At 69.1% G+C, this 17,628-nt stretch carries 18 protein-coding genes and 1 tRNA gene; 9 read left to right on the top strand and 10 right to left on the bottom strand.

Annotated features, from left to right (window positions below):
- Nucleotides 1-2: 2 nt before the first annotated feature.
- Together ACIBO2_RS19120 and ACIBO2_RS19115 are read left to right on the top strand one after the other, a co-directional pair.
- Nucleotides 3-659 carry a DUF3566 domain-containing protein gene (locus tag ACIBO2_RS19120; RefSeq protein WP_358534328.1) on the top strand — a complete coding sequence of 219 codons (657 nt, stop codon included), beginning with the start codon at nucleotides 3-5 and terminating at the stop codon, nucleotides 657-659.
- Between the two features lie 175 nt (nucleotides 660-834).
- Nucleotides 835-908: transfer RNA gene (locus ACIBO2_RS19115), tRNA-Ile, on the top strand.
- Between the two features lie 121 nt (nucleotides 909-1,029).
- On the opposite strand, the gene ACIBO2_RS19110 is transcribed toward ACIBO2_RS19115, so the two are convergent.
- Nucleotides 1,030-2,409, bottom strand: coding sequence for a PLP-dependent aminotransferase family protein (locus tag ACIBO2_RS19110; protein WP_397298169.1), 1,380 nt, complete (start codon nucleotides 2,407-2,409; stop codon nucleotides 1,030-1,032).
- 90 nt (nucleotides 2,410-2,499) lie between these two features.
- On the opposite strand from ACIBO2_RS19110, the gene ACIBO2_RS19105 reads away from it, so the two are divergent.
- Nucleotides 2,500-3,882 carry a pyridoxal phosphate-dependent decarboxylase family protein gene (locus tag ACIBO2_RS19105; protein WP_397298167.1) on the top strand — a complete coding sequence of 461 codons (1,383 nt, stop codon included), beginning with the start codon at nucleotides 2,500-2,502 and terminating at the stop codon, nucleotides 3,880-3,882.
- Nucleotides 3,883-3,905: 23 nt separating this feature from the next.
- Here the strand turns inward: ACIBO2_RS19105 and ACIBO2_RS19100 are convergent, their stop codons facing one another.
- The gene (locus tag ACIBO2_RS19100) at nucleotides 3,906-4,808 is read right to left on the bottom strand and encodes a hypothetical protein (protein ID WP_397298166.1); all 903 of its coding nucleotides are present in this window, start codon (nucleotides 4,806-4,808) and stop codon (nucleotides 3,906-3,908) included.
- Between the two features lie 152 nt (nucleotides 4,809-4,960).
- Here ACIBO2_RS19100 and ACIBO2_RS19095 point away from each other — a divergent pair, with 152 nt between their 5' ends.
- The 4 genes from ACIBO2_RS19095 to ACIBO2_RS19080 all read left to right on the top strand — a co-directional run bounded on the left by ACIBO2_RS19095 (nucleotide 4,961) and on the right by ACIBO2_RS19080 (nucleotide 8,723).
- Nucleotides 4,961-5,146: an alpha/beta hydrolase gene (locus ACIBO2_RS19095; protein ID WP_397298164.1), complete on the top strand. Its 186-nt coding sequence runs from the start codon at nucleotides 4,961-4,963 to the stop codon at nucleotides 5,144-5,146.
- A gap of 115 nt (nucleotides 5,147-5,261) precedes the next feature.
- Complete coding sequence (locus tag ACIBO2_RS19090) at nucleotides 5,262-6,854, top strand: carboxylesterase/lipase family protein (protein ID WP_397298162.1); 1,593 nt, start codon at nucleotides 5,262-5,264, stop codon at nucleotides 6,852-6,854.
- A gap of 51 nt (nucleotides 6,855-6,905) precedes the next feature.
- Nucleotides 6,906-7,556, top strand: a complete 651-nt coding sequence (locus ACIBO2_RS19085) for a response regulator transcription factor (RefSeq protein WP_358534316.1) — start codon at nucleotides 6,906-6,908, stop codon at nucleotides 7,554-7,556.
- A 9-nt stretch (nucleotides 7,557-7,565) separates the two neighbouring features.
- A complete protein-coding gene (locus ACIBO2_RS19080) occupies nucleotides 7,566-8,723 on the top strand; it encodes a sensor histidine kinase (RefSeq protein WP_397298160.1) in 1,158 nt (385 codons plus the stop codon).
- A gap of 5 nt (nucleotides 8,724-8,728) precedes the next feature.
- On the opposite strand, the gene ACIBO2_RS19075 is transcribed toward ACIBO2_RS19080, so the two are convergent.
- Nucleotides 8,729-9,823 carry a M20 family metallopeptidase gene (locus ACIBO2_RS19075; RefSeq protein WP_397298582.1) on the bottom strand — a complete coding sequence of 365 codons (1,095 nt, stop codon included), beginning with the start codon at nucleotides 9,821-9,823 and terminating at the stop codon, nucleotides 8,729-8,731.
- A gap of 187 nt (nucleotides 9,824-10,010) precedes the next feature.
- Here ACIBO2_RS19075 and ACIBO2_RS19070 point away from each other — a divergent pair, with 187 nt between their 5' ends.
- A complete protein-coding gene (locus ACIBO2_RS19070; RefSeq protein WP_397298158.1) occupies nucleotides 10,011-10,247 on the top strand; it encodes a hypothetical protein in 237 nt (78 codons plus the stop codon).
- Here ACIBO2_RS19070 and ACIBO2_RS19065 read toward each other — a convergent pair.
- Nucleotides 10,195-10,602, bottom strand: coding sequence for a MerR family transcriptional regulator (locus ACIBO2_RS19065; RefSeq protein ID WP_397298156.1), 408 nt, complete (start codon nucleotides 10,600-10,602; stop codon nucleotides 10,195-10,197). The two genes, ACIBO2_RS19070 and ACIBO2_RS19065, sit on opposite strands and share 53 nt — an antisense overlap.
- A 50-nt stretch (nucleotides 10,603-10,652) precedes the next feature.
- Between ACIBO2_RS19065 and ACIBO2_RS19060 the strand changes: the two genes are divergently transcribed.
- A complete protein-coding gene (locus tag ACIBO2_RS19060; protein WP_358534305.1) occupies nucleotides 10,653-11,531 on the top strand; it encodes an NAD(P)-binding domain-containing protein in 879 nt (292 codons plus the stop codon).
- A gap of 59 nt (nucleotides 11,532-11,590) precedes the next feature.
- Here the strand turns inward: ACIBO2_RS19060 and ACIBO2_RS19055 are convergent, their stop codons facing one another.
- The 6 genes from ACIBO2_RS19055 to ACIBO2_RS19030 form a co-directional block, all read right to left on the bottom strand.
- Nucleotides 11,591-11,737: a hypothetical protein gene (locus tag ACIBO2_RS19055; protein ID WP_357938195.1), complete on the bottom strand. Its 147-nt coding sequence runs from the start codon at nucleotides 11,735-11,737 to the stop codon at nucleotides 11,591-11,593.
- 272 nt (nucleotides 11,738-12,009) lie between these two features.
- Entirely contained in the window at nucleotides 12,010-12,699 is a 690-nt protein-coding gene (locus tag ACIBO2_RS19050) for a DivIVA domain-containing protein (protein WP_358534303.1), read from the bottom strand.
- A complete protein-coding gene (locus ACIBO2_RS19045) occupies nucleotides 12,696-13,760 on the bottom strand; it encodes a globin domain-containing protein (protein WP_358534301.1) in 1,065 nt (354 codons plus the stop codon). Before ACIBO2_RS19045 ends, ACIBO2_RS19050 begins: the two co-directional genes overlap by 4 nt.
- 57 nt (nucleotides 13,761-13,817) lie before the next feature.
- Complete coding sequence (locus tag ACIBO2_RS19040) at nucleotides 13,818-14,201, bottom strand: group 1 truncated hemoglobin (RefSeq protein ID WP_358534299.1); 384 nt, start codon at nucleotides 14,199-14,201, stop codon at nucleotides 13,818-13,820.
- Between the two features lie 961 nt (nucleotides 14,202-15,162).
- On the bottom strand, nucleotides 15,163-16,302 hold the full coding sequence (locus ACIBO2_RS19035) for a serine hydrolase domain-containing protein (RefSeq protein ID WP_358534297.1): 1,140 nt from the start codon (nucleotides 16,300-16,302) through the stop codon (nucleotides 15,163-15,165).
- A gap of 151 nt (nucleotides 16,303-16,453) precedes the next feature.
- A complete protein-coding gene (locus ACIBO2_RS19030; RefSeq protein WP_397298152.1) occupies nucleotides 16,454-17,452 on the bottom strand; it encodes a sporulation protein in 999 nt (332 codons plus the stop codon).
- Nucleotides 17,453-17,628: the final 176 nt, after the last annotated feature.

Raw genomic sequence — 17,628 nt, 5'->3', positions numbered from 1 at the left:
TCATGAGCGCCCAGGGTGGCTCCGCCAGGACTAAGGCGGCCCGGGACAACGGCCAGCAGCCGAAGAAGCCCAATGAAACCGAGATCTTCGACGGACCGGTCGACGAGGAGAAGGCGACGCCTCCGCAAGGAGTAGTGCCGCCGGTCACGGGTCAGCCAGGGGAGGAGCAGACGACGGAGGGCAACGAGACCGTCCGCCTCCGTCCCTCGCTGACTTCCGAGGCCCCTCCGCTTGTCGAGATGCCCAAGAAGAAGTCCTCCGGCTCCGCGGGGGCCCGTCTCCCCCGCAAGGCCCACCTGGTCCTGCGTCGCGTCGAGCCGTGGTCGGCCATGAAGTTCAGCTTCGTGGTCTCCCTCGTCTGCTTCGTGGTGCTGTTCGTGGCAGTGGCCGTCCTGTACGGCGTGCTGTCCGCCTTGGGCGTGTTCGACTCGCTCGTGGACCTGGTCAACCAGCTCGGCAAGGGCGAGCAGGGACAAAACTCGATCCCGATCGACATCGCCTCTTGGTTCGAGCCGGTCCGCATCCTCGGCTACACCGCCCTCATCGGCGCGGTGAACGTGGTGCTAATCACGGCACTGTCCACGCTGGGGGCGGTCATCTACAACGTCGCCTCCGACCTGGTGGGCGGCGTCGAGGTGACCTTCAGCGAGGCTGAGTAGCTTTCGGTCTGTTGTACGTGGTTCTGTGGCTCGTCGTTTTGCGGCTTTTGGGCTCGCGTCGCCCGTCGATCTTTCGGGGGCGGCGCGAGCAACTACGGAGAGGCGGTAAGCTTTTCCTCGTCCGAACAACCGGTTCGCCTTCCCTGCTGGGGATGCGATACGGTTTGGCGTACGCGGGGCTATAGCTCAGACGGTTAGAGCGCTTCCCTGATAAGGAAGAGGTCCCAGGTTCAAGTCCTGGTAGCCCCACACAGTTCGAGCAGTTCAGAGGCTGGATCCCGAGATCGTGGATCCGGCCTTTTGATCGTTTGGCCCTCACTAGGCCGTGACCGGACCTCAACCCGTCGTCGGGGGACCCAGCTCATAGCCCTTAGGACGGCCCCCGACCTTCCGAGCAGGCGTCGTCCAGGACTGCGGCGACGCGATCCAGGACGGGGTGCGGCGGGGTGAACGGGACGCGCAGGTAGTGGGTCAGGGTGGCGTCGGCCGCGAAGCGTGGGCCCGCGACGAGCGCGATTCCGTGCTCGTCCGCGTGGCGCACGACAGTGTCGGCGGGTGTCGCGCTCAGCCGCAGCCACAGGGCCAGCCCGCCGGGCGGGCGGGTGAAGCGCCAGCGATCGTCGCCGTCGAGCAGGGCACAGAGGTGGTCGCGCTGTGCGCGCAACTCCTCCCGGCGCAGTTCGAGCACCTGCTGGAGGTCGCTCAGGAGTTCGGCGGCGACGAGTTGTTGCATGGGCGACGCGGACAGGGGCCCGGCCAGGGGGTGGTCCTGTAGGTCACGAACGAGCGAGGCTCGGGCGCGGATCCAGCCGACACGCAACCCGCCCCATACCGACTTGCTGGCCGACCCGATGAGCAGCGCGCCGGCGATCCGTGGCAGGCCGGCCGGCTTCTCGCGCAGGTCGAGGTCGCGCAGTGTCTCGTCGGCGATCACGGTCACTTGATGGCGGGCGGCCAGTTCGGCGACGGCGCGGCGGACATGTGGGGACATCAGCGCCCCGGTCGGGTTATGGAAGTCGGGCACCAGGTAGGCGAGGTGGCCGCGCGCGGCGGCGAAGGAGGACTCCAGCTGGTCGAGGTCCCATCCGTCGCCGGTGACCCGGAAGCCGACCAGCCTCGTACCGGCGGCGCGCAGCACGTGGAGCGCGTCGAAGTACGTGGGTATCTCCACCGCCGTGAGGCGGGGCCGGAAATGGGCCGCCAGCAGGGTCAGCGCGGCCCGCGTCCCATTGGTGACCAGGATCTGCTCGGGCCGGGTGGCCGTCCCCTCACGGCTGTAGCGCGTGGCGATCATCGCGCGCAGTTCGGGCAGCCCCGGTCCCGGCTCCCCGTGTTCGGCCAGAACGGGCCCGGCCCGATCGGCCGCCCGTCGCATGGCCTCCAGGTACGGCTGCTGCGGCGCGGCCGGGACGGCCCGGCGAAGGTCGATCGTCGACCCGGTTTCCCCGGACGCCGAGAGCGGGGCGACACGCTCGGCCGCCGCTGGGGGCAGCCGCACGATGCTGCCGCTGCCATGCCGCGTATGGACCCATCCGGTCTCGCGCAGCCCCGCCAGGGCGGCCGTTACCGTGCCCCGGCTGACCCCGAGCGTCGCGGCCAGGCGGCGCTCGGCGGGCAGTTCGCTTCCGGCGCGGATGCGGCCGTCCAGCAACGCTTCCCGCACAGCGCGGGCCAGCGCCGTGCCGAGTGGCTCCCCCGTGTCGCGCCAAGACCGCAGAGCCCTGGCCAGCTGCTGCTCTCCGATCCTCACTGGTCCAGTTTTCCACGATTGGACCAGGCGGCTGGGTAGGTGGCCCGCATACCGTCGTAAATCGTTCCAGACGAAGGGAGAACCACCACCATGCACCCCACACTCGCCGCCGACCGTGACCAGCTGCCCGAGCTGTTGCGGGTGGTTTCGGAGCACAGTGCCGACCTTCTGGGGCGCCTGGCGGAACGGGAGGTCGTCCCCACGGCCCCGATCCCCGAGCCGGCTGCGATGCCCGTGCGGGGCGAGGGGTTGAGAGCGGCGCTTGAGGAGTTCACCGCGCGCTGGGAGCCGACGCTGTCGGCGAGCGCCGGGCCGCGCTACTGGGGTTTCGTCACCGGAGGTGTCACACCGGCCGCGTTGGCGGGTGACTGGTTGACCGCGACCTGGGACCAGAACTCCTTCACCTCTCTCGACGCGGCGGGGCAGCACCTGGAACGCCAGACGATCGCTTGGCTGCGCACCCTGTTCGGGCTCTCCGGCGACCACCACGGAACGTTCGTCAGCGGCGCGACCATGTCCAACACCGTCGGGCTCGCCATCGCCCGCGAGTGGATCGGCGAACGGACCGGCGTCTCGCCGGCCGAGGACGGGGTCGGCGCGCTCGGGCCGGTGACGGTGCTGTCGGGCACCGCGCACTCCAGCGTGGCCAAGGGCCTGTCGATGCTCGGGCTCGGGCGCCGGGCCCTGGTGACCGTACCCACCAGCCCGGGGCGGGAGTGCGTCGACCCGGCGGCGCTGGAGCTCGCGCTGCGCCAGGTGGACGGCCCGTGCGTCGTGGTGGCCAACGCCGGGACCGTCAACACCGCCGACTTCGACGACCTGCGCGCCATCGCGGCGCTGCGCGAGCGTCACGACTTCTGGCTGCACGTGGACGCCGCTTTCGGCGCCTTCGCCGCCGTCTCCCCCGCCCACGCCCACCTGTGCGACGGCCTTGACCTGGCCGACTCCATCTGTGTCGACCTGCATAAATGGCTGAACGTGCCGTACGACAGCGCCCTTCAGTTCACGCGCCGCCCGGATCTGCAGACGGCCGTGTTCCAGAACGCCGCCGCCTACCTCGGCCCGCTCGGTGACACGCCCGACAGCGGCCACCTCACACCGGAGAACTCCCGGCGTCTGCGGGCGCTGGCCGCCTGGTTCACCCTGCGCTCCTACGGACGGGACGGCCACCGCGAGATCACCGAACGGTGCGTCGCCTGCGCCCGGCTACTGGGCGAGGCCATCGAGAACATCCCCGGTCTGCGGCTGCTGGCGCCCGTCCGGCTCAACGTCGTGTGCTTCACCCTGGCCGCCGACCCCACCGCCGAGCGACTGGCCGCGCTCGGCGAACGCCTCGCCGGCGAGGCGTTTTTCACGCCCACCGTCCTGGACGGCGTGCCCGCGCTGCGCGCCGCCTTCTCCAACTGGCTGACAACGGAATCCGACGTCCATCACTTGGCCGAATGCCTGCGCGCCGCCGTACGCCACATCTGAGAGAGAACCAGGCGTCATCCGCCCTAAGGAGTCGGCATCCCAGTAGTCGGTGTCCGATCATGTGCGGAGCTCAGGATGGCGGCCAGGAGGGTCAGGCCCACGCCGATGCCCAAGGTGTGTTCGACGATCGCGACCGCCGTGTATTCGCCGGTCACGAACCCGCCAGGCCGCAGAATCACCATCGGCAGCTTCCAGCCGCTCCACGCGAACAACGAGCCGGACGCCCCGAAGGCCAGCGTCATCGGAACCCACCGCCGGAGCCGGGCGGGGCGGCCACGCGTGAGCGTCCACACGCTCCAGGCTCCGAGCAGCGCCCACAGCCCGGAGCTCCCGCTCAACAGCCGATCGTTGAGCTCCAATTGGGCGCGTGACGCCGGGTCGAGGCCCAGCGTCCCGCCCAGTGCCCAGGACGACCAGAGCAGGCCCAGCCCGACGGCTACCGTCATCGCCACCGTCACCAGCGCCGATGAGTGTGCCGGGCCGTCACCGACCCGGCCCAGGAAGGGCCGCGGCCATCGCTCCCTCAGGTAGATCGGCAGGGCCACGGCCAGCCCCACCGCCATCCCGGCGAAGCCGATGGCGATGAAGACCTCCTCCCCCTGCGCGGCCGAGCCGGAACCGTCGCCCCCGAACAAACTGCTGATCATCACGTACGGAAGCATCGGGACCAGAAAGCCCGCGCCCACCCAGGAAAAGAAGATCACCGGTACGGCCGCCAGCCGACGGCCCCACGGCTGGGCCAGCGCCAGCCCGAGGGCGATCCCGGTCGCCGCCATCACCACGGTGACGACGTTCAGCAGCACCCAGTCCGCGGTGCCGTAACCGTCCGGAGCGTGCCCGAACAGGCCCGCCGCGATCCAGACGACCTTGACGGCCAAGTACAGCGACATGCTGAGCGCCGCGCCATACCCGGCGAGCCTGCGCACCCGGCTCCATCGCGCACCTACGCTCGAAACGTCCATCTGCCCCCGAACCCCTCTCAACCGGCTGGTCTCTGCATTACCGAGCCTTCCGGAGCCGTCGGTCGGGCGGCCTCCCCCCACGTGGTGATCCTGCTCCCCCGCACGAGGGAGCAGGATTGTCGCTGGGCCTGTACGAATGGACCCGGCAGATGCACGCGGCCATCGGCACCGTCTTCACCGTTGACGACGACGTGCACGGATCCGTCCTGAGGGTGCCGGACTGCGCCGCCGAACTCGTGTCGTACTTCGACACCGGGCGCATCGACCGCGGCTGCGGCGGCACTCCCGTACCCGAGAAATAAATCCTTGGTCGCACCCATTCGCAACAACCGATCGCCAGGCCGCAACGTCCGCACGTGACGGCGAGCCCGGGGCGGACGCGAGGCTGGCCGCATGAGCGCAACAAGATCCATTTCAATGGCGAGGCGGCTGCTCGCTGTGGTCGCCGGCGGCTGTCTGGCCATGACCGCGGGCGTCACGCAAGCCGCCGCCCAGGCGGCGCCGACGACGCCGATCGTGCAGCTGGACTCGGGCCGGATCCGGGGGGTGGACGACGGCAGGGTAAGGACGTACTCGGGGATCCGCTTCGCGCAGCCGCCGGTGGAGCGGCTGCGGTGGAAGGAGCCGGTGCGGGTCGCGCCTTGGCGGGGGGTGGCCGACGCCACCAAGCCCGGCCGGCCGTGCCTGCAGGTGGAGGCGGGTAAGCAGCTCGGCGGGGAGGACTGTCTGTTCCTCGACGTCACCGCGCCCGCCAAGCCGTCGCGCGGGCCGCGGCCCGTGATGGTGTGGCTGCACGGGGGCGGTTTCCTCACCGGCTCCGGCAGCATCTACAACGCGCGGCGGCTGGCCGACCAGGGCGACGTGGTGGTGGTGACGCCCAACTATCGGCTGGGGGCCTTCGGCTACCTCTCGCTGCCGGGACTGCCCGGCTCGGGGAACTTCGGGCTGGCCGACCAGGTCGAAGCCCTGAGATGGGTGCAGCGCAACGCCGCGGCCTTCGGCGGCGACCCGGACAACGTGACGCTGTTCGGTCAGTCCGCCGGCGGGATAAGCACCTGCGCGCTGCTGACCTCGCCGGCCACGCGCGGCCTGATCGACAAGGCTGCCATGCAGTCGGGGACGTGCATGCTCGATTGGCCGAACGGTACCTATCTTCCGATCCCGAGTGTGGGCGCGATACAGCCGTACCGTTCACTGAAGAAGAGCTGGGACGCTGGCCTGGCCGCGGCCGAACAGCTGGGCTGCGTAGCGGGCAAGGAGCTGGACTGCCTGCGGGCCAAGCCGGTCTCCGAGCTGATGAAGGTCAACGGGAGCTTCGGCAACAATGTCGCGTACGGCACGCCGCTGCTGCCGCTCGACCCGGTGCGGGCGCTGCGCGAGGGCAGGTTCCCGCGGGTGCCGATGATCTCCGGCGCTACCAAGAGCGAGAGCAACGGCTTCGTGGCCGGCGCCGCACAGGCCGGGTTCCCGGTGACCGCCGAGAACTACCCGCAGTTGATGAAGGGCGCGTTCGGCGAGCACGCGAACGCGGTGCTGCGGGAATATCCGCTGACGGACTTCACCTCTCCCGGCCTGGCCTGGGCGACGGTGAGCAGCGACCGGGCCTGGGCCTGCCCGACCTTGGAGACGGGAAAGGCGATGACCACCCGCACCACGGTGTACGCCTATGAGTTCGCCGACGCCAAGGCGCCCAACATCATCGGCACCCCGTCCGAATTCCCGCTCGGTGCCCAGCATGCCAGCGACCTGCCCTACCTGTTCGACCTGGACGGCCGGCCAGAAGACGGCATGACGCCGGAGCAGTGGCGGCTGGCCGAGCAGATGATCGGCTACTGGACGTCCTTCGCCCACACCGGGCGGCCCAAGGTCGCGGGCGCACCCATATGGCCCGCCTTCGCACCGTCCGGCCAGACCGTCCTCAGCCTGAAGCCCGCAGGGCAGGGCGGCATCGGCCCGGTCGACCTCAGCGCCGAGCACCGATGCGGCTTCTGGAGCGGAATCGCCGATTGAGCAGGCGATGGTGCCTGCGGGCACCATCGCGCGGAATGGCAGACTGTGCGGATGTCGATCAGGGTTCTGCTCGCCGACGACGACCCGATGGTCCGCCGGCATCTCACGGCGATTCTCGGCTCCAGCGCGGAGATCGAGGTGGTCGGCGAGGCCCGTGACGGGGCGGAAGCGGTCGAGGAGGTCCTGCGTAACCAGCCGGACGTCGTTCTGATGGATCTCCGGATGCCGGGCGTTGACGGGATCACCGCGACGAAGGAGATCGCGGCGCTCGCCTCGCCACCCGCTGTCATCGCGCTCACGACGTTCGACTCCGACGAGCACGTGCTCGGTGCCCTGGAGGCCGGCGCCGGGGGCTTCCTGGTGAAGGCCACTCCGGCAGAAGACCTGATCAACCTGGTCAAGGTGGCGGCCGACGGGAACGTGGTGATGTCACCGAGCGCGGCGCGCAGACTGCTCGCGCGGTCGTCCAGAGGGGACGAGCGGCGCGACACCGCCCGGTCGCGGGTGGCCGCGCTCGCCGAGCGCGAACGCGAGGTGCTGGCCTGCCTCGGCGATGGGCTGACCAATCCGGAGATCGCGGGGCGACTGTTCCTGTCGGAGACCACCGTCCGCAGCTACGTCTCCCGCCTCCTGGTCAAGCTCGACCTCACCCACCGTACGCAGGCCGCCCTGCTCGCCCACCAGGCCGGTCTCCTCGACTAGGTGTCCGCCGTGCGCGCATTGCCACGTTTCTCCAGACCGGAGCTCATTGTCAGCGACCGGAGGATCATGCTCTGGGCCGCCTTCGGAGCGGCCGTGCTGTGCGCTATCATCCAGATCGTCCTGTATGTCGCGTACGCTCGCGGCGCCGCCTCGCTCACCGAGCTGGCCCTGAACCTCCTGCTCGACGCGTCCCTGCCGCTGGTGATCCGCTTCCCGTGGACGGTGGGAGCGCTGGCCGTCGCGGTCACGACGGTGTTCGCGCTGGCGCCGGGTGTGGAGCGGGTCGCCCCGCCCGTGGCGGCCCCGATCGTGGTGTCGTTCCTGGTCGTCCTGCTGCCCTGGCGGCAGGCGTTCGCCTGCGCCGCGGTCCTGGCGGTGCCGGCGATCCCGATCTGGTCCCCCTCATGGGGGACGCTGTACGTGGCGCTGTCGGCCACCGCGCTTCCCGCCCTGATCGCCCTCTACCTGAAGGCCAGGAGCGAACTCGTACGGTCGCTGCGCAAGCGAGCCGAGCTGGCCGACTCCGAACGCCACCTGCTCGCCGAGCGAGCCGAGACCGGCGAACGCCGGCGCCTGGCCGCCGAGCTGCACGACATCGTCACCCACCACGTCACCGAGATCGTCCTGCACGCCGACGCCCTGCGCGTCACCACCCGCGACGACGACGCCCGCGCCGCGGCCGAGCAGATCCGGCTCGCCGGCACGCGCACCCTCACCGAGCTGCGCGACCTCATGCGGGTGATGAGCACAGGGGTCCGGATGTCGCCCGCCGAGCGTCCCGACGACGACACCGGCGGCGACCTGGCCGCGTTGGCGGCAGCCGACCGCGCGGCGCTGCGCGTCGAGGGCGATCCCGGTACGGTGCCCGCGGTGGTGGCCCGCGCCGTCTACCGGGTGGTACAGGAGTCGCTGACCAATGCCCGCAAGCATGCCCCCGGGGCGCCGGTCACCGTCACCATCGCCTATCCCGGCGACCGGGCCGACGTCGAGGTGCGTAACGTGCCGCCTCGGCGGAGCGTCGATCCCACGTTGACCGGTGCCGGCTCCGGGATGGGCCTGACCGGGCTCAATCGCCGGGTGACCCTGCTCGGCGGCACCTTCAGCGCGGGGGACGACGGTGAGGGAGGCTTCACGGTCACCGCCAGCATCCCCGCCGCCGTCACATGAGGACCTCAGGCGAGAGCCGTGAGCAGGCCGATCGTCAGAGCCAGGCGCTTCGGGATGTGCTCGACCAGCAGGTGCTCGTGCCGAGCGTGTGCCCCGTCGCCCACCGCGCCCATGCCGTCCAGCACGGGCCGCCCGAGCGCCGAGATGAAGTTGCCGTCGCTGGCGCCCCCGACCGACACCTCGTCCAGCGGCCAGCCGAGCCCGGCCGCCACCTCCCGGGCCTCCTTGAACAGCCGCTGAGAGGCGGGGTTCGGGGTCATGGGCGGCCGGTTCCACTCGCCGGTCACGGAGATCGTCACCCGTGGATCGGCGGCCCGCAGGCCGGCGAACACGTCGTCGATCCGTCCCATCTCGGACGGTTCGGTCACTCGCACGTCGATCCCGCAGCTCGCGTGACCGGCCGTGACGTTGCGGCCGGTGCCGCCGGTGATCACGCCGATGTTCACGGTGGTTCCGCGCTCGCGCGAGGCGGAGCCGGCCAGGGTGGTGACGATCTCGGCCAGGGCGTGGATCGCGTTCGCCCCCGCGTACGGGTCGAGCCCCGCGTGCGCTTCCACCCCGGTCACGCTCAGGTCGAACAGCCCCACGCCCTTACGGGCGGTCTTGAGCGCGCCGTCGAGTGACGCCTCGAAGACCAGGCTCGCCAGCGCGTCCGCGCTCGCGGACTCGATGTGCTCGCGTGAGGCCGGGCTGCCGATCTCCTCGTCCCCGTTGAACAGGAAGCGCACGCTCGGATGCGGCAGCCCCAGCTCGCGTAGCCCGCGCAGTGCCCAGATCGACTGCACCAGGCCCGACTTCATGTCGAACACGCCCGGCCCGGTGGCCTTGCCGTCGACCACCGTGAACGGCCATTCGGCCAGGGTCCCCGTGGGCCAGACAGTGTCGTAGTGGCTGAGCATCAGCACGGTGCCGGGCGCGGTGCCCTGGTAGGCCAGCTCCAGGATGTCACCGTACGGTCCGCCGTCGTGCCGGACCTCCGCGTCGGGCGGGCCGAGGAGGTCGACGGCCCGGGCGCGGATCGCGTGCAGTCCCTTGACCAGCATGGCCTTGTCGGAGCTGTGGGTTTCCAGCTCGACCACTGCTTTGAGGTCGTCGAGCATGGCCGGGAGGGCCTGGCGGGTCCAATCGGTGATCAAGCCGGGAGTCCTTCCAAAGCGGGGATTTCTCAAGGCTGCCGCTGGTGGGGACGTTTCTCATCGTCCGTTCGGCCAGCAGAACTTTCCGCGTTCGTATCCTCGTACCAACCGACACTTCCCCATTTACCGGCGACGTGGGATGCTCCGGGCTGTGAACGAGCCCGATAAGCCCGCTCGGCGCATCGACCCCCCGTATGACCGCGACGGTATCGAGAGCACGCATACGTACGGCGCGGTGCTTCTCGGGCTGGGACTCGCGCTCTGCGTGGGTGCGCTCATCGTCGAGAACGGCCACCCGCCTTGGCAGGTGCTCGGTGTCTCCGCGCTCGTGGCGATCAGCGGCCTGGCGATGCGCATGGAGGCGGCGATACAACGACGTTCGCAGTGACGCCGCGCTGTTCGGTGGCGTCGATGAAGTCGTGGAGGACCTGGCGGGAGCGGGTGAGCAGGTCGATGTGCTCGTCCAGGCCGTGCATGCGGGCTTTCAGGGTGTCCAGGAGCTCGGGGCAGGGCTCGAGGTCGGGGGCCGCGCCGGTGGCGCAGGGCAGCAAGTAACCGATTTCCTGGGTCGACAGTCCGGCTTCGAGCAGCCTCCGGATCTGAGTCACGGTCAGGACGGCATCGCTGGTGTACTCGCGGTAACCGCTGGCGGCGCGGCGGGGCTCGAGCAGGCCCTGGGCCTCGTAGTAACGCAGTTGATGCGTGCGGACTCCGGTCCGACGGCTCAGCTCTCCGATCAGCACGCGCGCTGCTCCTTGACCTTCATATCGGTGTGAACGTTGATGATTCTGCCATGAGCACTATGAAGCGGAATCGCGACGTGACGGTCATTGGTCTCGGTCTGATGGGCCAGGCGCTGGCCGGAGCGTTCCTGCGCGCCGGCTACCCCACGACCGTGTGGAACCGTACGGCGGCGAAGGCCGAACATCTTGCCGCCCAGGGGGCGAAGGTCGCCGACTCGGTCCGCGACGCCGTCCTGGCCAGCCCGCTCGTGGTCGTCTGCGTGTCGGACTACGAGGCCGTGCGCGCCCTCCTCGATCCGCTGGGCGAGGAGCTCGACGGTCGCGTCCTGGTGAATCTGACCTCCGGTACGTCGCTGGGCGCCCGCGAGACCGCGGAGTGGGTGACGCGGCGGGGTGGCAACTACCTCGACGGAGCGATCATGGCCACCCCCGCGGCCGTCGGGGCGGAGGCCGTCCTCCTCTACAGCGGGCCGCGGTCGGCCTTCGACCCGCACGAGTCGGCCCTGAGGAGTCTTGGCGAGGGTACGACTTACCTCGGCGACGACCACGGCCTGTCGGCGCTGTACGACGTGGCCGTACTGAGTCTGATGTGGAACATCCTGAACGGCTTCCTCCAGGGTGCCGCCCTGCTCGGCGCGGCGGGCGTGGACGCCACGGCCTTCGCCCCGATCGCGAGCCAGGGGATCGAAACCGTGAACGGCTGGGTGTCCACCTATGCGCGGCAGATCGACGACGGCGCGTACCCGGCCGTTGATTCCACCATCGACACGCACCTGGCCGCGATGGAGCATCTCATCCACGAGAGTGAGTCCCTCGGGGTGAATGCCGAACTTCCGAGGTTCATCAAGGTCTTGACCGATCGGGCCGTGGCGGATGGGCATGGCGGCAGCGGGTACGCGGCGATGATCGAGCAGTTTCGTCCTGCATGACACACCGCTGCCGTCCTTGCCCAGGACGGCACAGGACGGCAGCGGAGTCCGGCCGGCCGCTATAAGTCGCTGATGTGGGGGATGATCTCGGTCAATACCCAGAGGGCCAGACCGAGGGCGATGAGGTTGACGCGGCCGCCGCCGACGTTGAAGGCGGCGAGCACGAAGCAGGCCAAGGCGAAGATGAGCAGAATGAGGGTGAGCATGCTGGGCGTCCGTCCGTTCGGTGTTACGGGTGTGGTTGCTCAGCGCTACCCATGATCGCCTGGTTCAGGCGTGGCGATTGATCACATGCCCCGAACTGTGACCCGGCCGCCTACCGCGACTCGCGGTGACGCGGATCTCTCATCAGGCATGCGAACGAAAGATCCCGGCCGACGGGTGTCCAGGACCGTGGCGGCACGCCATGGGCGTGCGGGGATCGGAAGTCTGCGGTTCGAGTCGTCGGTGACCTCTCCGGCGGCCGGCTCGGCCGGAACTAGCCTGGGCCCGTGGAGAAGCCCGGGTTCGTGGAGAAGCCTGAGGAGGAGGAGCCCAAGGAGGAGTACGCGACGGCCTGCCGGCTCGTCTCCGGCAGGGTGCCCAGCTTGTTGACCTCGTTGGTCAGCCCTTCGAGGACCGCGCGCAACTGGACCTGGGTGACCTCCGCGAAGGTACGCAGGTAGGCGATGCGGCGTTCCAGTTCCTCGGCTTCGACCGACTGGACCTCTCCACTCGCCCGATAGACGTTGACCGCCTGGCTGGCGGCCTCCTCCGCCTGCTGCTGCGCCTCCTGGAGGATCTGCTCGTACTGCTGGCGAGCTTGGCCCACCAGCCTGCGGGAGTAGTCCTCCGCCTCGGCTATCTGGGCGTCCGCCGTCTGCTGAGCGCGGGAGAGGAGGTTGACCGCGTCGACGTTGAGCCTGGCCGAGGCGCCCGGGGAGGTGTCGTGGCCGTGGTCCTTGAACCAGTTGCGCAGCCGGTCGACCTCCGCGCGCAGGTCGGCCTTCTCCGTGTCGCTGGCCGCTATGTCGTCGGCCATGCGGAGGAGGAACGTACGTACCTCATCCGCGTTGTAGCCGCGGCTCCCGAGCTTGGCGCGTGAGAAGTCCTTGTTCCGTACCCGATCCGGCGTCAGTGGCTGGCGGTCGTTCGATGGGTTATGTGCCCATGGCGTCTCTCCCGTCACTGCTCTCTACCTCCAGCACTGGTGAATTCGTCGAAGCGGATTTGCTCGGCCGGCACGCCGGCGTCCAGCAGCCGGGCGATCGTGCTCTGAACCATCTCTTCAGAGCCGCATACGAAGACCTCCTGGCCACGCCAGGCCTTCAGGGCGACGTCCACCACATAGCCGCGCTCACCGCGGTAGAGCCCGTCATGGGACACGACGGGCACGACACTCAACCATGGGTGCTCGGCGTCCAGCTTGGACAGTGCCTCCATGTCGTACAGCTCGCGGGCGGTCCGGGCACCCACGAAGAGGCGGATGTTGCAGCGCGCCCCTTCGTAGGCCACCTGCTCCACGAGCGCCTTGAGGGGAGCCAGGCCCGTGCCGCCGGCGATCAGGAGGAGATCCTTGGGCAGGCTCGTGTCGAGCGTCAACCGGTCGCCCAGCGGTGCGCCGATCTTCAGTGCGTCGCCGCGTTGCGCGCCGTGCACCAGGGCCGTGCTGACCGCGCCACCGTCGACCACCCGTACGTGCAGGTCAATCGTGTTGTCGCGACGCGGCGCGTTGGCGAAGGAGTAGAACCGCCACATTCTCGGTCGCAGCCCGACCGAGATCGACGCGAACTGGCCCGCGCGGAAGGGGTACGGGTAGTTCAGGCGAGCCCGGATCACCGCGATGCCGGGGGCGCGCGACTCGTGCAGGATGATCTCGCCATCCCACCAGGGCGGGGTCGTGGCCGACGCCTCTTCGGCCGCTTCGGTCATCACCTTCGCGACCAGTCCGTACGCCTGCGTCCAGTCGTTGGCCAGAGCGGGTGTCCAGCGATCGCCGAGGAAGTGCTGCAGCGTGGCCAGCAGTGCCTGGCCGACAGCGGGATAGTGCTGCGTGACCACGGCGAACTTGCGGTGGTCGCGGCCGAGCTGCTGGAGGAACGGCACCACGTCTTCCACGTGGTCGACGTTGCTGACGACGCGCCCCAGCGCGCTGACGAGCCGATCCCGCTGAGTGGCCATGGACACCGGGAACAGGGCCCGCGTCTCGGGGTACATCAGGAACAGGGCTGAGTAAAAGAACAGCGGCACCTGATCACCCGACCGGGCGACCTGGTGCCAGCTGTCCTTTAAGGCTTGCGTGTCCACTTACCCGGCTGCCTCTGCGGGCTTCTCCACGATGGAGCCGCGCACCTGGCCCAGGACCGCCACGACGTTCGCCACGACCTCCTCAGGAGCGCCGAGGTCGCGGAGCACGGTGACGAGGATGTCGCCGACCTGGTCGTAGTGCTCATCGGTGATGCCCATGCCACGGTGCGCGTCGGCCAGGTCGTGGCCCTCGTACACCTCGGGGCCGCCGAGGACGGAGCAGAGCAGCATGACCATGTGCCGCTTGAGCCGCGCCATGTCGATGCCGTCGAAGTACGGCTTGAGGTCGGGAGTGTCCAGCACGACCGTGTAGAAGCGGTCCACCGCTTCACGAACGGTGGGAGCGCCACCGATCTTGTCATAGTCCGAAACCACAGCTACCACAAAACCTCCCAAATCGGACACACATGCACGTGCGGGTACATGGGGTCAATTTCCTTGGTTCTCCGCTGTCGCGGGCGCCCGTCCGGCTGGACGGTCGTCAGTCGGCGGTCTGGGCCTCCCACTCGGTGGAGGTCACGTCTGTCTTCTTCCTGCGGGCCACGACCGGCTCCGCGCGTTCAGTGCACGGCAAGGGTCGGCGGGCATGTCGAAGGCGGCGGCCTCGGGCCGCGGCGGTGGGATCACGCCGCACTCCATTGCCGCTGGTACCACCACGGCCGAAGCCGTGTGCGGTTTGAGCGCCATTCATGCCCCCATAGAGCGGATCCTGTGCAGGCCGAATGCCTGTACCGGCCCTTAACCCTTCAGGTGTCCGAACACGTGAATATGCCTCAGGCACACTAGGGGGTGACCAAGATGCTGGCAACTCGTCGCTCACAGAGCGTGTCGCCTTTTACACACAGCCACTCCGCGGTCAATTCCGGTCGTTGCCCTGACTTCTCCATGACTACCTGTGGCACGACCGGGGCTGACTCTATCGGTTCATGGCGATCTAGCTGACAATGTCAAAGGAGAGCGCCTCTTCGTGGCGCGGGATCGACCGGTTCCTTCGCGCGCTGGCGGGGGCGTCACACAGGTGCGGGTCAGGGGCTGGGCCTGGGCCGCGACCTCGAAGCGGACGCCCTGGTCGATAGCACGCAGTCGGCTGCGGCGGCTGATGAGATGCGGACCGTTCCATTGTGTCCGTCCTTTCAGGAATGGCTGAGTCAAGTCGCACTGAGTTACCTCAACCTCGTCCAGAAAACGCGAACCCGCTGTTCATGATTTCCTGCTGACCTGGGGAAACGCGGCTTATTCGCGGCATTGAGACGCGCGCATTCATCACTGAATGCGATGCGGCATAAACAGAGCGACGGTCCGCTTGCGGCGGGGCCGTCGCTCTCCTGAACGTCGCTGCCTGCGGTTATTCACACAGGGCGGTGTCGAGGGCGGCTTCGAAGTGTTTGAAGGCGGACAGTTCGGTGGGCAGCGCGGTGACGGCGATGGTGGCGGCCCGGCCGTCGTCGGTGATGGCGTTGGCGGTGGCGTAGCCGGGAGCGGAGCCGCCGTGGGACCAGGCGTAGCCGCCGCAGCTGAGTTTGAAGGTGGCCAGGCCGAGCCCGTAGCGGGAGCCGCCGACGGTGTCGAAGTCGGGGGCGTCGACGGTGGTCTTCATCTGCTTGAGCTGCTCGGGCTTGAGTAGCTTGCCGCCTAGTAGCGCGATCATGAACCGGTTGAGGTCGGTGGGGGTGGAGATCAGCTGCCCGGCCGCCCAGGCCATGGAGGGGTCCATCGTGGTGACGTCGGTGTACGGGTCGCCGGACTTGGCGGCGTAGTAGCCCTTGGGGTGCGGGCCGCGGATGGACTGGTCGCCGAGAGCCGGCCAGTACGTTCTGCGCAGCCCGAGCGGCTCGATGATCCGCTGGGTGATCTGCTCGCCGATCGGCCGGCCGGTGACCTTTTGCGCGATGAGCCCGGCCAAGATGTAGTTGGTGTTGCTGTAGCTCCAGCCGTGGGTGGGGGAGTTCTTGCTGGTCAGCCCAGCGTCCACCAGCTCACGCGGCTCGTAGTGGGTGTGCTGGATGGTCAGATAATCCTTGATCAGGACGTCGTCGTAGTCGGCCAGGCCGCTGGTGTGCTGCAGCAACTGCCGGACCGTGATCTTGCGGCCGTCGACGCCCTTGCCGCGCACCACCTTGGGCAGGTACTTCTCGACCTTCGCGTCCAGCTCGATCTTTCCCTCGCCGACCAGCTGCAGCACGACCGTGGCGGTGAACATCTTGGTGTTGCTGGCGATGCGTACCTGCCCGTCGACGGGGACCTTCGCCTTGGTCTCCAGGTCGCCCACTCCGGCGGTGTAGTTGCGGGTCCGCCCGTCACGGCCTCGTACGGCCGCCAGCGCGGCGGGGTACTTGTCGACCTTGACCAGGGCGTCCAGGCTCTTCTGGACGACGTCGGTGTCGGCGCTCGCCGGTGTGGCGGACAGGCCCAGGCCGCTCAGCGCGGCGACGGCCACCGCCGCCAGGGCCAACCGGCTACGACGCTTGGTGGAGGGGTACGACATCGGGGGGCTCCCTGCTTGGTGGCTCGTTTGCGATGCCACAAGCCTGTCGGCCGGACCACCTCGTGATCGATCCCACTCGCTGGAGTTCACAGGTATAGCCAGCGCTACCGGCGTTCGGGCGGGCCGTCACGGCCCGCCACCCGGCATCGCGCTACCAGTCGCCGCCTTCCTCTTCCTCGTCGCCCTCGAAGATCTCTTCGGCCACCTCGGCCGCGACGAACCCGCCCACCAGGCCCGCTGCTCCGGCCGCGGCCACCGTTCCCCAACCGGGACCGCCACTGCGGTGGTGGTCGTCGTGGTGCCCGTAGCCCTCGTGATGCTCCATGTGGCCGTGGGACCCATAACCGCCGTGGGACCCGTAACCGCCGTGCGAGCCGTAACCGCCGTGCTGGGCCAGGCCGGTCAGCCAGCGGTCGAGCTCGCTGGACCAGTCGGTGTGCAGCGCGTCGTCGTGGCTGACGTGGAAGCGGCCGATGGCGTCGCCGGAGTAGCGGCCGGCCCGCTTGTCGGCCTCCAAGATGACCTCCAGCCCGGCCGGGCTCGCCACGAAGGTCAGCTCGACCTCGCCCACGACCCCGGCGTGCTGGGCGGGCGGGTAGAACTCGATCTCCTGGTAGAACGGCAGGTCCTGGTGCACTCCGTACAGGTGGCCGGCTTCCAGATCGGCGGACTTGAAGTGGAAGCCGAGCCGCAGCAACGCCTGGAGGATGCGGAGCTGGGAGGGCAGGGGCTCGACCGCGATCATGTCCAGGTCGCCCTTGTCCACGGCCTTGGCGATGGCCAGCTCGGTGCGTACGCCCAGGGCCATGCCGTTCAGGTGCTGGCCGTCGATCTCGCTGATCGGCGTCTCCCACGGCACCGGGATCTGGAAGTCGAGGGTGCGGTTCTCGCCCTCGCGCAGCGTGAACGGGCCCGAGACCTGGGTGCGGGAGAACTCGCCGAGCCCGCCGTGCTCGCCGTCGCCGTGCTCGATCTCCACTCGCGCCACGAGGCCGAGGGTGATGTGCTCGATCTCGGCGTCGAAGTCGCCGCCCTTGAGACGTACCTGCCCGGTCAGCAGCCCGCCCGGCTGGATGCGCGGGGTGGAAAGGACGGTGTCCACCGAGGGCGCGCCCACGCCGAAAGCGCCCAGCATCCGTTTGAAGACCACGCTGTTGTCTCCCTGTCTTCGGGATCGGTTGTGTCAGCCGCCCGTCACAACGATCAACGCCAGGGCCGGGTTCCGAAGCGGTCAGGATTCGAGAAGCGCGGGTCACCGAGCCGCACCTAGCCTGAGCGATGTCGGGAGGGCGGTCCGCCGGTTCCGGCCCGCCCCGCCGATCAGGT

Origin of the sequence: Nonomuraea sp. NPDC050022, assembly GCF_044460705.1 — a bacterium.
Lineage (GTDB): Bacteria > Actinomycetota > Actinomycetes > Streptosporangiales > Streptosporangiaceae > Nonomuraea.
The sequence above is the reverse complement of the archived record's forward strand: the minus strand, read 5'-3'. Positions and strand labels throughout refer to the sequence as shown.

Coding starts and splice junctions, on each gene's coding strand:
- ACIBO2_RS19120 (WP_358534328.1), top strand. CDS start 3: ATGAGCGCCCAGGGTGGCTCCGCCAGGACTAAGGCGGCCCGGGACAAC.
- ACIBO2_RS19055 (WP_357938195.1), bottom strand. CDS start 11,737: ATGCTCACCCTCATTCTGCTCATCTTCGCCTTGGCCTGCTTCGTGCTC.
- ACIBO2_RS19090 (WP_397298162.1), top strand. CDS start 5,262: ATGGCGAGGCGGCTGCTCGCTGTGGTCGCCGGCGGCTGTCTGGCCATG.
- ACIBO2_RS19085 (WP_358534316.1), top strand. CDS start 6,906: ATGTCGATCAGGGTTCTGCTCGCCGACGACGACCCGATGGTCCGCCGG.
- ACIBO2_RS19060 (WP_358534305.1), top strand. CDS start 10,653: ATGAGCACTATGAAGCGGAATCGCGACGTGACGGTCATTGGTCTCGGT.
- ACIBO2_RS19075 (WP_397298582.1), bottom strand. CDS start 9,823: ATGCTCGACGACCTCAAAGCAGTGGTCGAGCTGGAAACCCACAGCTCC.
- ACIBO2_RS19105 (WP_397298167.1), top strand. CDS start 2,500: ATGCACCCCACACTCGCCGCCGACCGTGACCAGCTGCCCGAGCTGTTG.
- ACIBO2_RS19035 (WP_358534297.1), bottom strand. CDS start 16,302: ATGTCGTACCCCTCCACCAAGCGTCGTAGCCGGTTGGCCCTGGCGGCG.